General features: G+C 71.2%; 17 protein-coding genes. 11 read left to right on the forward strand and 6 right to left on the reverse strand.

Annotation, left to right across the window (positions count from 1 at the left end; translation table 11 throughout):
• The first annotated feature begins 40 nt into the window (after positions 1–40).
• From ACLJPL_RS31580 to moaA, 3 genes are all read left to right on the forward strand, one after another.
• Positions 41–406, forward strand: a complete 366-nt coding sequence (locus tag ACLJPL_RS31580; protein WP_411084380.1) for a DUF485 domain-containing protein — start codon at positions 41–43, stop codon at positions 404–406.
• Positions 403–2,043 (forward strand): cation acetate symporter, encoded by a 1,641-nt coding sequence (locus tag ACLJPL_RS31585; protein ID WP_411084381.1) that lies wholly within the window; start codon positions 403–405, stop codon positions 2,041–2,043. The genes ACLJPL_RS31580 and ACLJPL_RS31585 overlap by 4 nt, the downstream gene beginning before the upstream one ends.
• A gap of 245 nt (positions 2,044–2,288) precedes the next feature.
• Positions 2,289–3,278: a GTP 3',8-cyclase MoaA gene (moaA, locus tag ACLJPL_RS31590; RefSeq protein ID WP_411084382.1), complete on the forward strand. Its 990-nt coding sequence runs from the start codon at positions 2,289–2,291 to the stop codon at positions 3,276–3,278.
• A gap of 12 nt (positions 3,279–3,290) precedes the next feature.
• On the opposite strand, the gene ACLJPL_RS31595 is transcribed toward moaA, so the two are convergent.
• Complete coding sequence (locus ACLJPL_RS31595) at positions 3,291–3,539, reverse strand: hypothetical protein (protein WP_411084383.1); 249 nt, start codon at positions 3,537–3,539, stop codon at positions 3,291–3,293.
• A gap of 276 nt (positions 3,540–3,815) precedes the next feature.
• A complete protein-coding gene (locus tag ACLJPL_RS31600) occupies positions 3,816–4,196 on the reverse strand; it encodes a DUF3099 domain-containing protein (protein ID WP_411084413.1) in 381 nt (126 codons plus the stop codon).
• 206 nt (positions 4,197–4,402) lie between these two features.
• Between ACLJPL_RS31600 and ACLJPL_RS31605 the strand changes: the two genes are divergently transcribed.
• Positions 4,403–4,678, forward strand: coding sequence for a GlsB/YeaQ/YmgE family stress response membrane protein (locus tag ACLJPL_RS31605; RefSeq protein WP_411084384.1), 276 nt, complete (start codon positions 4,403–4,405; stop codon positions 4,676–4,678).
• A 163-nt stretch (positions 4,679–4,841) separates the two neighbouring features.
• Here ACLJPL_RS31605 and tyrS read toward each other — a convergent pair whose 3' ends face one another.
• The 3 genes from tyrS to ACLJPL_RS31620 all read right to left on the reverse strand — a co-directional run bounded on the left by tyrS (position 4,842) and on the right by ACLJPL_RS31620 (position 9,116).
• A complete protein-coding gene (tyrS, locus tag ACLJPL_RS31610) occupies positions 4,842–6,113 on the reverse strand; it encodes a tyrosine--tRNA ligase (protein ID WP_411084385.1) in 1,272 nt (423 codons plus the stop codon).
• An 88-nt stretch (positions 6,114–6,201) separates the two neighbouring features.
• Entirely contained in the window at positions 6,202–7,596 is a 1,395-nt protein-coding gene (locus ACLJPL_RS31615; RefSeq protein WP_411084386.1) for a metallopeptidase TldD-related protein, read from the reverse strand.
• Complete coding sequence (locus tag ACLJPL_RS31620) at positions 7,593–9,116, reverse strand: TldD/PmbA family protein (protein WP_411084387.1); 1,524 nt, start codon at positions 9,114–9,116, stop codon at positions 7,593–7,595. Before ACLJPL_RS31620 ends, ACLJPL_RS31615 begins: the two co-directional genes overlap by 4 nt.
• 248 nt (positions 9,117–9,364) lie before the next feature.
• Between ACLJPL_RS31620 and fabG the strand changes: the two genes are divergently transcribed.
• From fabG to ACLJPL_RS31635, 3 genes are all read left to right on the forward strand, one after another.
• Positions 9,365–10,084 (forward strand): 3-oxoacyl-[acyl-carrier-protein] reductase, encoded by a 720-nt coding sequence (gene fabG, locus ACLJPL_RS31625; RefSeq protein ID WP_411084388.1) that lies wholly within the window; start codon positions 9,365–9,367, stop codon positions 10,082–10,084.
• Positions 10,085–10,089: 5 nt separating this feature from the next.
• A complete protein-coding gene (gene fabI, locus ACLJPL_RS31630) occupies positions 10,090–10,857 on the forward strand; it encodes an enoyl-ACP reductase FabI (protein WP_411084389.1) in 768 nt (255 codons plus the stop codon).
• 213 nt (positions 10,858–11,070) lie between these two features.
• Positions 11,071–11,439: a hypothetical protein gene (locus tag ACLJPL_RS31635; RefSeq protein WP_411084390.1), complete on the forward strand. Its 369-nt coding sequence runs from the start codon at positions 11,071–11,073 to the stop codon at positions 11,437–11,439.
• A 19-nt stretch (positions 11,440–11,458) separates the two neighbouring features.
• On the opposite strand, the gene ACLJPL_RS31640 is transcribed toward ACLJPL_RS31635, so the two are convergent.
• Entirely contained in the window at positions 11,459–12,133 is a 675-nt protein-coding gene (locus ACLJPL_RS31640; protein WP_411084391.1) for a FadR/GntR family transcriptional regulator, read from the reverse strand.
• Positions 12,134–12,285: 152 nt separating this feature from the next.
• Here ACLJPL_RS31640 and ACLJPL_RS31645 point away from each other — a divergent pair, with 152 nt between their 5' ends.
• The 4 genes from ACLJPL_RS31645 to ACLJPL_RS31660 all read left to right on the forward strand — a co-directional run bounded on the left by ACLJPL_RS31645 (position 12,286) and on the right by ACLJPL_RS31660 (position 14,719).
• A complete protein-coding gene (locus tag ACLJPL_RS31645) occupies positions 12,286–13,590 on the forward strand; it encodes a CynX/NimT family MFS transporter (RefSeq protein ID WP_411084392.1) in 1,305 nt (434 codons plus the stop codon).
• A 17-nt stretch (positions 13,591–13,607) separates the two neighbouring features.
• Complete coding sequence (locus ACLJPL_RS31650; RefSeq protein WP_015607728.1) at positions 13,608–13,724, forward strand: SGM_5486 family transporter-associated protein; 117 nt, start codon at positions 13,608–13,610, stop codon at positions 13,722–13,724.
• A 157-nt stretch (positions 13,725–13,881) separates the two neighbouring features.
• The gene (locus tag ACLJPL_RS31655) at positions 13,882–14,109 is read left to right on the forward strand and encodes a hypothetical protein (RefSeq protein ID WP_411084393.1); all 228 of its coding nucleotides are present in this window, start codon (positions 13,882–13,884) and stop codon (positions 14,107–14,109) included.
• Between the two features lie 91 nt (positions 14,110–14,200).
• Positions 14,201–14,719, forward strand: a complete 519-nt coding sequence (locus ACLJPL_RS31660) for a SixA phosphatase family protein (protein WP_411084394.1) — start codon at positions 14,201–14,203, stop codon at positions 14,717–14,719.
• The last annotated feature ends 13 nt before the right edge of the window (positions 14,720–14,732 follow it).

Genomic DNA, 14,732 nt, shown 5'->3' on the forward strand with positions numbered 1-14,732 from the left:
CGCCCCCCAGACCACCCCACCCGCGTCGCGAGGAGATTCCGTGGCTACCGATGCACCGCCGCCCGAGGGCCCTGCCGACACCAGCCCCGCCCAGCCCACCACCGAGGCGTACAACGCGGTGCAGGCGAGTGCCGAGTTCGCCGACCTGCGCCGCTCGTTCCGCTCCTTCGCCTTCCCGCTCACCGTCGCCTTCGTCGCCTGGTACCTGCTCTACGTCCTGCTCTGCAACTACGCGGGCGGCTTCATGAGCACCAAGGTCGTCGGCAACATCAACATGGCGCTCGTCCTCGGCCTCGCCCAGTTCGCCACCACCTTCCTCATCGCCTGGCTGTACTCCCGGCACGCCGCCACCCGGCTCGACCCGAAGGCCGAAGCGATCAAGTCCCGTATGGAGGCCGACGTATGAGCGCCGCCCACACCCTCTATCCGACCGTCCAGCTCGCCGCGGACGGGGCGAGCGAGCACCGGCCGCTGATCATCACCCTGTTCGCCGTCTTCGTCGTGGCGACCCTCTTCATCACCGTGTGGGCGGGCCGCCAGACCAAGAGCGCCGCCGACTTCTACGCGGGCGGCCGCCAGTTCACCGGATTCCAGAACGGACTGGCGGTCTCCGGCGACTACATGTCCGCCGCGTCCTTCCTCGGCATCGCCGGAGCCATCGCCCTCTTCGGCTACGACGGCTTCCTCTACTCCATCGGCTTCCTGGTCGCCTGGCTCGTGGCCCTGCTCCTGGTCGCCGAACCGCTGCGCAACTCCGGCCGCTACACCATGGGCGACGTCCTCGCCTACCGGATGCGCCAGCGCCCCGTGCGCACCGCCGCCGGCACGTCCACCATCGTCGTCTCGATCTTCTACCTGCTGGCCCAGATGGCCGGCGCGGGCGTCCTCGTATCGCTGCTGCTCGGCATCACCAGCGACTTCGGGAAGATCGTCATCGTCGCCCTGGTCGGCGTACTCATGATCCTTTATGTCACCATCGGCGGCATGAAGGGCACCACCTGGGTGCAGATGGTCAAGGCCGTCCTGCTCATCGCGGGCACCCTGCTCATCACCTTCCTGATCCTGCTGAAGTTCAACTTCAACATCTCCGACCTGCTCGGCACCGCCGCCAGCAACAGCGGCAAGGGCGCGGCCTTCCTGGAGCCCGGCCTGAAGTACGGCGCGACCGGCGTCTCGAAGCTGGACTTCATCTCGCTGGGCATCGCCCTGGTCCTCGGCACCGCGGGCCTGCCGCACATCCTGATCCGCTTCTACACCGTGCCCACCGCCAAGGCCGCCCGTAAGTCCGTGAACTGGGCGATCGGCATCATCGGCGCGTTCTACCTGATGACGATCGTCCTCGGCTTCGGCGCGGCGGCGATCCTCAAGTCCGACGACATCATCGCCTCGAACAAGGCGGGCAACACGGCGGCGCCACTGGCCGCCCTGGAGATCGGCGGCGGCTCCGGGTCCACCGGCGGCGCGATCCTCCTCGCGGTGATCTCCGCCGTCGCCTTCGCCACCATCCTCGCCGTCGTCGCCGGACTCACCCTCGCCTCCTCCTCGTCCTTCGCGCACGACATCTACGCCAACGTGATCCGCAAGGGACAGGCCACCGAGAAGGAAGAGGTCCGCGCCGCCCGCTGGGCCACCGTCGCCATCGGCGTCGTCTCCATCGCGCTGGGCGCGCTCGCCCGCGACCTGAACGTCGCCGGCCTGGTGGCCCTCGCCTTCGCGGTCGCCGCCTCCGCCAACCTGCCGACGATCCTCTACAGCCTCTTCTGGAAGCGGTTCACCACACAGGGGGCCCTCTGGTCCATCTACGGCGGCCTCGCCTCCTCCGTCCTGCTGGTGCTCTTCTCGCCGGTCGTCTCCTCCAAGCCGACGTCGATGTTCCCGGGCGTCGACTTCGCCTGGTTCCCGCTGGAGAACCCCGGCCTGATCTCGATCCCGCTCGGCTTCCTGCTCGGCTGGGTCGGCTCGCTGATCTCCAAGGAGAAGCCCGACACGGACAAGTACGCCGAGCTGGAGGTCAAGTCCCTCACCGGCACCGGAGCGCACTGAGAGAAGGAATTCACCGAGCCGTTCGGTTCATCGCCCACCCCGTGGTCCGGGCCGCGTCGTAGAGTCCTACGACGCGGCCCGGCCGCACCTCGTGGCAAACGGGCCCCTGCGATGTCACCGGTCTCACGTAGGCTCGGAAGAGTCAACGCAGTGAAAGAGCCGATGTCCCGACAGGGCCAGGAATCTCAGCGGGGCCGACGGCCCGGCCGGGCGACCGCCGACACCACCGGGGGAGGGGAGCCACCGTGCTCATCGACACCTACGACAGGGTCGCCACCGACCTGCGCGTGTCACTGACCGACAAGTGCAATCTGCGGTGCACCTACTGCATGCCGGAAGAGGGCCTCCAGTGGCTCGGCAAGAGCGAGCTGCTCTCCGACGACGAGATCGTGCGCCTGATCCGCATCGCGGTCACCTCCCTCGGCATCACCGAGGTCCGCTTCACCGGCGGCGAGCCCCTGCTCCGCCCCGGCCTGGTCTCCATCGTCGAGCAGTGCGCCGCGCTCACCCCGCGCCCCCGCATGTCGCTCACGACCAACGGCATCGGCCTCAAGCGGACCGCCGCCGCCCTCAAGACCGCCGGACTCGACCGGGTCAACGTCTCGCTGGACACCCTGCGCCCCGACGTCTTCAAGACCCTCACCCGGCGCGACCGCCACAAGGACGTCCTGGAAGGTCTCGAAGCCGCCCGCGCGGCCGGGCTCACCCCGGTCAAGGTCAACTCCGTCCTGATGCCGGGGCTCAACGACGACGAGGCCCCCGAGCTGCTGGCCTGGGCCGTCGCCAACGATTACGAGCTCCGCTTCATCGAGCAGATGCCCCTGGACGCCCAGCACGGCTGGAAGCGCGACGGCATGATCACCGCCGGTGACATCCTCGCCTCGCTGCGCACCCGCTTCACCCTCACCGCCGAGGACGACGAAGCCCGGGGCTCCGCCCCCGCCGAGCGCTGGAGCGTCGACGGCGGCCCCCACCGCGTCGGCGTGATCGCCTCGGTCACCCGCCCGTTCTGCCGCGCCTGCGACCGCACCCGGCTCACCGCGGACGGCCAGGTCCGCACCTGCCTCTTCGCCCGCGAGGAGACGGACCTGCGCTCCGCCCTGCGCTCGGACGCGCCGGACGCCGAGATCGCCCGCCTCTGGAAGGTCGCCATGTGGGGCAAGAAGGCGGGATCCGGCCTGGACGACCCCTCCTTCCTCCAGCCCGACCGCCCGATGTCCGCGATCGGCGGCTGACGCCTCAGCGGCTCAGGCGCCCTCGCCCCCGGACTCCCAGTCGGCGAGCGGCACGACGTCCTTGAGGAAACCCCGTACACCGAGGAACGAGGACAGATGCTCCCGGTGCTCGTCGCAGGCCAGCCAGGTCTTGCGCCGCTCGGGCGTGTGCAGCTTGGGGTTGTTCCAGGCGAGGACCCACACCGCGTCGGCCCGGCAGCCCTTGGCGGAACAGATGGGGGCGCCGGCGGCGCTCTCGGCGGACGTCTCGGGGAAGATCACGAGATCCAGCCTAGGCCAGTGCCGCGCGGGAGTCTTCAGGGCCTCAAGTGCCCTGACACAGGCACCGCACCGGCGGCTGATCGACATCTCCCCGGCCGGAGAATGGGCGACGCCGAGCAGCCACGGGGGGAGCTGCCCGGCGTCGGTCCGTCGCTCCGACGGGGGATGCGGAGCGCCTCTGAAGTATGTCACGGGCACCCGGGTGCGGTGCACCGGAACGTCATGATTGATCTGAGCTTTTCTTGAGCTTGGCGGGGCGTGCGGACTCGACCGCGCTCAACTGGGCCCCTGGGGCGGCGGCACCCGGCCCGACCGCCCCTCGGGGCCTTCGGGCTCTGCCGGCCCGGCGACCGGGGCCGACGCGTCCACGGCGGGCCGCATCGGCCCGGAGAGATACGTCGACGGCAGCGAAGGGGCGTTCTCCCGGCCCGCGTTGGCGATGACCACCGCCACGTACGGCAGCAGCACCCCCAGGACGAGCGCCACGATCGCCACATGCCGCTCGACGTTCCACAGCACCGCCGCCAGCACCACCGACACCGTGCGCACCGACATCGAGATCACATAGCGCCGCTGCCTGCCCCGCACATCGTCGGCCAGCCCCTGACGGGCCCCCGTGATCCGGAAGACCTGCACCTCGTCGCTCTTCCGCAGCATGTGCTCCACCACCAGATCTCTGTGCCGGACGCTCCCGGACCGGGCCGCGTCCACGGTACGCCGGACTCCTCCAGGACCGGAGGGCGGGGCGCGCCCCACCGCCCCCCGAACGAGGCCCCACCCGGACGGCCCTGCCCGGAATGCGGTCTCCGAAGGGTCGGCCAAGACTGGGCGGACGCGCACTCCGCGCCGTACGAGGAGGCGAAATGAGCTGGTTGTGGGCAATCATCGTGGGCCTGGTGCTCGGTGTGATCGCACGAGCGATCCTGCCGGGCAAACAGGACATCCCACTCTGGCTGACGGTCATCTTCGGTATTCTCGGAAGCATCCTCGGTAATGCCGTCGCGACCTGGATCGGCGTCAACGACACCAAGGGCATCGACTGGATCCGCCATCTGCTCCAGCTGATCGGTGCGGTGGTCGTCGTCGGTGTCGGGGACACGCTCTGGCAGTCCATCCGGGGCAACAAGCGCAGAACCTGACCCGGCGAACACCACAACGCCGCGGCCGGACACGCGCAGCACGAGCGTGTCCGGCCGCGGCGTTGTCGCGACGGGGTGGTCAGCCGACCGGTCAGCCGGACGGGTGGTGAGCCGGCCGGTCAGCCGCGTGAGCGGTCAGCCGACCGGCCGGCTGAATCAGCGGTCAGCCGGCCGGGACGACCTCCACCGCCGCCAGGTTCTTCTTGCCCCGGCGCAGCACCAGCCAGCGCCCGTGCAGCAGCTCCCCGGCGGCCGGCGCGGCCTCGCCGTCGACGACCTTCACGTTGTTCACGTACGCGCCGCCCTCCTTGACCGTGCGCCGCGCCCCCGACTTGCTCGGCGCGAGGCCGACCTCCACCAGGAGGTCCACCAGCGGACCCAGCTCGGCGACCCGGGCGTGCGGCACCTCGGAGAGGGCCGCGCCGAGCGTCGCCTCGTCCAGCTCCGCCAGGTCGCCCTGGCCGAACAGCGCCTTCGACGCCGCGATGACCGCCGCGCACTGCTGCCCGCCGTGCACCAGCGTGGTCAGCTCCTCGGCCAGCGCACGCTGAGCGGAACGGGCCTGCGGCCGCTCCTCGGTCAGCTTCTCCAACTCCTCCAGCTCCGCACGGCTCTTGAAGCTGAGGATGCGCAGGTAGCGCGAGATGTCCCGGTCGTCCACGTTCAGCCAGAACTGGTAGAACGCGTACGGCGTGGTCATCTCCGGGTCCAGCCAGACCGCGCCGCTCTCGGACTTGCCGAACTTCGTCCCGTCCGCCTTCACCATCAGCGGCGTCGCCAGCGCGTGCACGGTGGCGCCCGGCTCCAGCCGGTGGATCAGGTCGATGCCCGCGGTGAGGTTGCCCCACTGGTCGCTGCCGCCCTGCTGGAGCGTGCAGCCGTAGCGGCGGTACAGCTCCAGGAAGTCCATCCCCTGGAGCAGCTGGTAGCTGAACTCGGTGTAGCTGATGCCCTCCTGCGACTCCAGCCGGCGGGCGACCGAGTCCTTGGTGAGCATCTTGTTGACCCGGAAGTGCTTGCCGATGTCCCGCAGGAACTCGATCGCGGACATCCCCGCGGTCCAGTCCAGGTTGTTGACCATCAGCGCCGCGTTCGGGCCCTCGAAGGTGAGGAACGGCTCGATCTGCTCCCGCAGCCGCTGCACCCAGGCGGCGACGGTCTCCGGGTCGTTCAGCGTGCGCTCCGCGGTCGGGCGCGGGTCGCCGATCTGACCGGTGGCCCCGCCCACCAGGGCGAGCGGGCGGTGCCCCGCCAGCTGGAGCCGGCGCACGGTGAGGACCTGCACGAGGTGCCCCACGTGCAGGCTCGCCGCGGTCGGGTCGAAGCCGCAATAGAAGGTGACGGGACCGTCCGCGAGAGCCTTGCGCAGTGCGTCCTCGTCAGTGGACTGGGCGAACAGCCCGCGCCACTTCAGCTCGTCGACGATGTCCGTCACGGTTCCGTGTCTCCTTAAGCGAAGGCCGTTGAGGTTCAGAAGGCCGTTGAGGTTCAACGGTGGAAATTCGACATTCAGTCTAGGCGGGTCATACGCCCTGACTGACCGAGCTCATGTTGAAGTCCGGGATCCGCAGCGCGGGCATCGCCGCCCGGGTGAACCAGTCGCTCCACTCGCGCGGCAGCGTCCTCTCCGTACGTCCCGCCTCCGACGCCCGCGACAGCAGGTCCACCGGCGACTCGTTGAACCGGAAGTTGTTCACCTCGCCGACCACCTCGCCGTCCTCGACCAGATAGACGCCGTCCCGGGTCAGCCCGGTCAGCAGGAGCGTCGCCGGGTCCACCTCGCGGATGTACCACAGGCAGGTCAGCACCAGCGCCCGCCCGGTCGTGGCGGCCACCATCTCCTCCAGCGACCGTTCGCCGCCGCCGTCCAGCACCAGGTTGTCGACGGCCGGGGCGACCGGCAGCCCGGTGAGCGCCGCCGAGTGCCGGGTCGTCGTCAGCCGCTCCAGCCTCCCCTCCCGCACCCAGTCGGTCGGCGCGAGCGGCAGCCCGTTGTCGAAGACGGAGTCGCTGTCGCCGGAGGAGTGCGCGATCACGAAGGGCGCGGACTCCAGACCGGGAGCGTGCGGGTCGCTGCGCAGGGTGAGGGGGAGCGGCGAGAGCGTCTCGCCCAGGCGGGTGCCGCCGCCCGGCTTCGAGAACACCGTCCGGCCCTCCACCGCGTCCCGTGCGGTCGACGACCAGAGCTGGTAGATCAGCAGGTCCGCGACGGCGGTCGGCGGGAGCAGCGTCTCGTACCGCCCGGCGGGCAGCTCGATCCGCCGCTCGGCCCACCGCAGCCGCCGCGCCAGCTCCGCGTCCAGGGCCGCCGGGTCGACGTCCTTGAAGTCCCGCGTCGCCCGGCCCGCCCACGCCGAGCGCGTCCGGTCCGGGGACTTCGCGTTCAGCTCCAGCGTCCCGGTCGGCTGGTCGTGGCGCAGCCGCAGCCCCGTCGACGTGCCCAGGTAGGTGGAGGTCAGCTCGTGGTTGGCGAACCCGTACAGTTCACGGCCGCCGGAGCGGGCCCGGGCGAAGGAGTCCCCGAGCGCCGGGGCGAAGTCCGCGAAGACCTCCGAGCCCGTCTCGGCCGGCGCGTCCGTGAAGTCGGGCGAGGAGGGCGTCCCGGTCACCAGGGGCTGCGCGTCCTCGGCGGGACCCGCGCCCCGGGCGGCGGCCTCGGCGGCCCGCACCAGGGGCTCCAGGTCGTCGGCGGTCACGGCGGACCGGGAGACGACGCCGGACGCCGTGCCCTTGGCCCCGTCCACGGTGGCGATGACGGTGAGGGTCCGGCCCCGGGTCACGCCGTTCGTGGTGAGCGCGTTGCCCGCCCAGCGCAGATTGGCGGATGAGTGCTCGTCGGCGATGACCACCAGACCGTCCGTGGTGGACAGCTCCAGGGCCCGCTCGACGATCTCGTACGGCTTGCTGACGCGGCTCATCGTCCGGCCTCCTGCGTCGTGTTGAGGATGTTCACGCCCCGGAAGAGGGCGGAGGGGCAGCCGTGGGAGACCGCCGCGACCTGGCCCGGCTGGGCCTTGCCGCAGTTGAACGCGCCGCCCAGCACATAGGTCTGCGGGCCGCCGACCTTCTCCATCGAGCCCCAGAAGTCCGTGGTCGTCGCCTGGTACGCCACATCCCGCAGCTGCCCGGCGAGCTTGCCGTTCTCGATGCGGAAGAACCGTTGCGCGGTGAACTGGAAGTTGTAGCGCTGCATGTCGATCGACCAGGACCGGTCGCCGACCACGTAGATCCCGCGCTCGACCCCGCCGATCAGGTCCTCCGTCGACAGCCCGCCCGGATCCGGCTGGAGCGACACGTTCGCCATGCGCTGCACGGGGACGTGGCCCGGGGAGTCCGCGTACGCGCACCCGTTGGACCGGCCGAGGCCCGTCAGCCTCGCGATGCGGCGGTCCAGCTGGTAGCCGACCAGGGTGCCGTCCTTGACCAGGTCCCAGGACTGCGCCTCGACGCCCTCGTCGTCGTACCCGATGGTCGCCAGCCCGTGTTCGGCGGTGCGGTCGCCGGTCACGTTCATCACGGGGGAGCCGTACGTCAGCTTCCCCAGCTGGTCGAAGGTGGCGAACGACGTCCCGGCGTAGGCCGCCTCGTACCCCAGCGCCCGGTCCAGCTCGGTGGCGTGCCCGATCGACTCGTGGATGGTCAGCCAGAGGTTCGACGGGTCGACCACCAGGTCGTAGCTCCCCGCCTCGACGCTCGGGGCGCGCATCTTCTCCGCGAGCAGCCCGGGGATCTGCTCCAGCTCGGCGTCCCAGTCCCAGCCGGTCCCGGTCAGATACTCCCAGCCGCGCCCCACGGGCGGCGCGACGGTCCGCATGGAGTCGAACTCACCGGTCGTGGAGTCCACCGCCACGGCCGTGAACTGCGGCTGGATGCGCACCCGTTGCTGGGTGGTGACGGTGCCCGCCGTGTCCGCGTAGAACTTGTTCTCGTGCACGGTCATCAGGGACGCGTCCACATGCGCCACCCCGTCCGCGCCCAGCAGCCGCCCGCTCCACTCGGCGAGCAGTGCCGCCTTCTCCTCGTCCGGTACGGAGAAGGGGTCGACGTCGTACGCCGAGACCCAGGTCCGCTCGCCGTGCGACGGCTCGTCCGCCAGCTCCACCCTCTCGTCGGATCCCGCCGCCGCGATCACCTTCGCCGACAGCTTCGCCATCGCCACGGCCTGCGAGGCCACCTTCGCCGCCGCGTCCATCGTCAGGTCGACGCCCGAGGCGAACCCCCAGGCCCCGCCGTGCACCACCCGCACCGCGTACCCGAGGTCCGTACCGTCCGAAGCGCCGGCGGGCCGCGCGTCCCGCAGCCGCCAGGACGCGGTGCGCACCCGCTCCAGCCGGAAGTCGGCGTGCGTGGCGCCGAGCGCCCGCGCCCGCGCGAGCGCCGCGTCGGCCAGCGCGCGCGACGGCAGGGCCAGGAATGACTGATCTACCTCGTGGGGCACAGGGAATTCCCTTCTCGATACACGACGGCAGTGAACCACGACGGAGGGTGGCGCACCGGGGGATATCCGGCGGACAGCGCGGACACGTGTGCCGGGCACGCACCGGCGCGAACTGTAGGAACCCCACAGCACCCCGGACAAGCCACTGTCAGGGCCCGATTCCTCGATCGGCGCACGGTACCGATAGGTTTTCGGCGTACCGGACCGCCAGGTACCCAGCACCACACCGCCAAGGAAAGGGTGATCCGTTGAGCCGCTCGGTTCTCGTCACCGGAGGAAACCGGGGCATCGGCCTCGCCATCGCCCGCGCCTTCGCCGACAACGGCGACCAGGTCGCGATCACCTACCGCTCCGGCGAGCCGCCCCGGGCCCTCGCCGAGGCCGGTGTCCACGCGGTCCGCTGCGACATCACCGACGCCGAGCAGGTGGAGCAGGCATACAAGGAGATCGAGGACAAGCACGGTCCCGTGGAGGTGCTGGTCGCCAACGCCGGCATCACCAAGGACCAGTTGCTGATGCGGATGTCGGAGGAGGACTTCACGTCCGTCCTCGACACCAACCTCACCGGCACGTTCCGCGTCGTCAAGCGCGCCAACCGCGGCATGCTGCGCGCCAGGAAGGGCCGCGTCGTCCTGATCTCCTCCGTCGTCGGCCTCCTCGGCTCGGCGGGCCAGGCGAACTACGCCGCCTCCAAGGCCGGGCTGGTCGGGTTCGCCCGGTCGCTGGCCCGTGAGCTCGGCTCGCGGAACATCACCTTCAACGTCGTCGCCCCCGGTTTTGTCGACACCGACATGACCCAGGCGCTCACCGAGGAGCAGCGCAAGGGCATCGTGTCCCAGGTGCCGCTGGGCCGCTACGCGCAGCCCGAGGAGATCGCCGCCGCCGTGCGCTTCCTCGCCTCCGACGACGCGTCGTACATCACTGGAGCCGTCATCCCCGTTGACGGCGGATTGGGCATGGGTCACTGATCACCATGAGCGGAATTCTCGACGGCAAGCGCATCCTCGTCACCGGGGTGCTGATGGAGTCGTCCATCGCGTTCCACGCCGCGAAGGTGGCCCAGGAGCAGGGCGCCGAGGTCATCCTCACGGCCTTCCCCCGCCCCACCCTGACCGAGCGCATCGCCAGGAAGCTGCCGAAGCCCGCCAAGGTCATCGAGCTGGACGTGACCAACCAGGAGCACCTGGACCGGCTGGAGGGCCTGGTGCGCGAGGAGCTCGGCTCGCTCGACGGCGTCGTCCACTCCATCGGCTTCGCGCCGCAGGACGCGCTCGGCGGCAACTTCCTCAACACGCCCTTCGAGTCCGTCGCCACCGCGATGCACGTCTCGGCGTTCTCCCTGAAGTCGCTCGCCATGGCGTGCAAGCCGCTGATGAGCGAGGGCGGCTCGATCGTCGGCCTCACCTTCGACGCCCAGTACGCCTGGCCGCAGTACGACTGGATGGGCCCGGCCAAGGCCGCCCTGGAGGCCACCTCCCGCTACCTCGCCCGTGACCTGGGCAAGGACGGGCTGCGCTGCAACCTGATCTCCGCCGGCCCGCTCCGCTCCATGGCCGCCAAGTCCATCCCGGGCTTCGAGGAGCTGGCCGACGTCTGGAACACCCGCGCCCCGCTGGCCTGGGACATGAACGACCCGGAGCCGGCCGGCCGCGGCATCGTCGCGCTGCTCTCCGACTTCTTCCCGCGCACGACGGGCGAGATCATCCACGTCGACAGCGGCGTGCACATGATGGGCGCCTGATCACGCCCGCGCGGGTCATGGCCGCCTGACCGCGCCCCACCCCTGCCGGACGGCCCCCGGCCGCGTACCTCCCGCCATCACGGAGGCGGTACGCGGCCGGGGGCCGTTCACCGTCCGTGGCCGCCCGCCGCCGCTCAGGTCGAAAAGTCCGCCGGTTCACCGCAGAATATGGAGGAACCGGACTTCTTGTCAGGCTGCGGGAGGGAGATCGCTGTGCGCCCCACGCGCCGCCGAACCCGTCTCCTGCTGGCCGCCTCGGCAGCCGCCGCACTCGCCGTACCCCTGGGAGTCCATGTCGCCAGCGGCGCCGACTCCGGTACGAAGGCGGAGCCCCCGAAACCCGAACCGGCCGGCTCCGAGTGCCGTACGTCGATCGAGGGCTCCCGGGTCGTCGCGTACTGCCACAACCCCTACCCCTCCACCGACCTGGTCCGGCTCCACACCGAGTGCGCCCGCTGGTGGGACGTCGACGCGGACGGCACGGCGGTCGAGGTGGCGCCGGGGCGGACCGTACGGCTGGAGGACCGCTGCTGGAAGGAGATCGCGACCGCCTGGGTGAGCCACCGGCCCGCACCGCTGTGAAGGCGCCCGGGGGAGGCGGCTACACGCGGTCCGCCAGGCAGTTCAGCGCGTGGCTCGCCGCCTCGGCCGCCGCCGTCTCCGCGTCCCCGGCCCGGATCGCCTCGACCAGCCGGGCGTGGTCCATGTGGTTCTCCGGCCGCAGCTCGGGCCCCACGTCGCCGCGCAGATAGTCGCGCAGCAGATCCCCCAGGTCGGCGTAGAGCTCGGTCAGCACGTCGTTGTGCGAGGCGGCGACCACCGCCAGGTGCAGGGTCGCGTCGGCGGCCACGAACGCCTCCGCGTCGCCCGAGGCCCAGGCCCCCTCCCGGCGCGCCATGAGCGTGTCGAGCTGCCGCATATCGCGCTCGGTGCGCCGTACGGCGGCCAGCCGGGCGGCCGACGACTCCAGCGTCGAACGCAGCTCCGCGATGTGGCGCGGGTCGGCGGCGGCGAACCGGCGGTGCATCACCCCGGCCAGCTCGCTCGTGGCGATCACATAGGTGCCCGAGCCCTGCCGGATGTCCAGCAGCCCGTTGTGCGCCAGGGCCCGCACCGCCTCGCGCACGGTGTTGCGGGCCACCCCCAGCTGCTCGACCAGCTCGGGTTCGGTCGGGATCCGCGAACCGACCGGCCACTCGCCCGAGGTGATCTGGTTCCGCAGTTGCGCGATCACCTGGTCGGCGAGTGCCGAACGCCGTGGAGACGTCAGCGCCATGGTGCTCCTTGTCCGGGGCGGGGGCCGTTTGTTCGGGGCGGGGCCGTGAAGAGTGTCCGGCCGGATTCTCTCAGGGAAACCGGGGATTCCGTGGGGGGCGGGGGCTCGGGAGGATTGGACAGGCAATCATCCCATGATTCTATGATGGACCTATGGCGGACGACGAAACCCAGACCCAGACCCTGAACCGCGGCAGCGCCGCGCGCACCCCCGCCGGCCCTTCGGTCCCGCGGCTCCCCGGGACGGCCGACGCCCCGGCCCGCTGGCTGCTGCGCCTGATCGCCGTCGGGCTCGTCCTGGCCGCCCTCAACCTCCGCCCCGCCATCACCAGCCTCGGCGCCCTCCTCGAAGAGGTCCGCGAGGGGCTGCACATGAGCGGCAGCGTGGCCGGGGTGCTCACCTCCGTACCGCCGCTCTGCTTCGCGGTCTTCGGGGTCATGGCCCCCCGACTCGCCCGCCGCTTCGGCGCGGGCACCGTCGTCTGCGCGGGCATGGCGGCCATCGCGGCGGGCCTGGTGATCCGCCCGTACATCGGCTCCACCGCCGGATTCCTGGCGGCCAGCGCCCTGGCCCTGATGGGCATCGCCGTCAGCAACATCCTGATGCCGGTGATCGTCAAGCGCTGGTTCCCCGACCGCGTCGGCACCATGACCGGCCTCTACTCCATGGCCCTGGCCCTCGGCACCGCCCTCGCCGCGGCCGTCACCGTCCCGCTGACCGGCGCGATGGGCGGGAACTGGGAGGCGGGCCTCGCCGTCTGGGCCGGGCTCGCCGCCCTCGCGGTGCTGCCCTGGATCGTCCTCCTGCGGGATCGGACCCCGGCCCCCGGCACGCCGGTCCCGGGCCCCGCCGCGGCCCGCCCCGCCGACGCCCCGGCGCTCCGGATCACCCGTAGCCGGACCGCGTGGGGGCTCGCCTGCTTCTTCGGGCTCCAGGCGACCGCCGCGTACATCACCATGGGCTGGATGCCGCAGATCTTCCGCGACGCCGGGGTCCCGGCCGGTACGGCGGGCGTCCTGCTCGCGGTCACCATGGCGATGGGCGTACCGCTCGCCTTCGTCATCCCCAAGGTCGCCGCCCGGCTCAAGCAGCAGGGCCCCATCGTCGTCGTCCTCGGCCTGTGCGGCCTGATCGGTTACGGCGGCCTCTACCTGGCCCCGGCCGCCGGAGCGTGGGCGTGGGCGCTGCTGCTCGGCGTCGCCAACTGCGCCTTCCCGCTCGCCCTCACCATGATCGGCATGCGGACGCGGACCGGGGCCGGCGTGGTCCGGCTCTCCGCCTTCGCCCAGTCCACCGGCTATCTGCTCTCGATCCCGGGCCCGCTGCTCGTCGGCGTGCTCTACCAGCACAGCGGCGGCTGGGGGCTGCCGATCGCCCTGATGGCGGGCCTGATGATCCCGCAGATGGTCGCCGGGGTGCTGGCGGGACGGGACCGGACGATCGAGGACGAGTGCTGAGATGTGAGACTGGCCCCATGCCAGTGCTCGATCCTCATCCCAAGAACGGTCAGAAAAAGCTCCTCCTCGTCTTCGGGGCGATGCTTCTCGTCACGGTGGTCATCGGTGTGATCGCCACGATCGCCTCTCCCTGACGCCCGCCGACCCCTCAGGACTCCGCCGGGGTGGGGCCAGCACCACCTCCCCTAGGGGGCCAGGCTCAGGGTGAAGTGGGTGGATCACCGGATGGGACCGGCCCCGCCTCTTCCGTAGGTTCTTCGGTAACGAACCGATGACTCCACGGAGGCGGACATGCCGGTCCCCGCGCACCCCAGGTCCCACCGACCCGCGGCGGACCGTGCCGAGGTCCTGCCGGACCGTGCCGAGGTCCGGCTGCCGTGGTGGGCCGTGACGCTTCCGGCCGTCGCCTTCGGGGCCCTGCTCCTCATGATCATGAGCCCGGGGCAGGCGCAGGCCGCCACCGCGGACCCCGCCATCGGACAGCTGATCGAGCGCACGCTCCAGCTGCTCGCCCGCTGAGGCGAGGACGCCCCGGACCAGCACGTCATCTCCTGGACCAGCACGTCAACACCCTGCGCCGGAGGCCGCGTTTCATGCGAAGCTGAGGTGTATGAGCGTCGAGACACCTCGCAGGATCGTCCTTCTCAGGCATGCCAAGGCGGAATGGTCGCAGGCTTCCGATCATGAGCGCCCGCTGGCCGAGCGCGGCCGCAAGGACGCGCCCGTGGCCGGCCGCAGGCTCGCCGATTCCGGCATCGACTTCGATCTGGCCCTGTGCTCCAGTGCCGTCAGGACGCGGGAGACCTGGAAGCTGGCGGTCCACGAATTCGCCCAGCGCCCCAGGACCGTCTATGAGGAGAGGCTGTACGAGGCGTCCCTCGGCGAACTGATCGCCCTGTTCAACGAGACCCCGGACGAGGTCCGCAACCTCCTGGTCATCGGGCACAACCCGGGGATGCACGGAGCCGCCGACGCCCTCTCCGGCTCGGCCGAGGGCGACACCCTGGCCAGGATGACCCGGGACGGCTTCCCGACCGCGTCCTACGCGGTGGTGGAGTTCCCCGGCTCCTGGAAGAGCGTGGAGCACGGGGCCGGCAGGCTCACCGAGTACTGGACGCCCAACGACTGACCGCCCGGGTCCC

This window comes from Streptomyces sp. cmx-18-6 (assembly GCF_046548915.1).
In the GTDB taxonomy this organism is placed as follows: Bacteria; Actinomycetota; Actinomycetes; order Streptomycetales; family Streptomycetaceae; genus Streptomyces.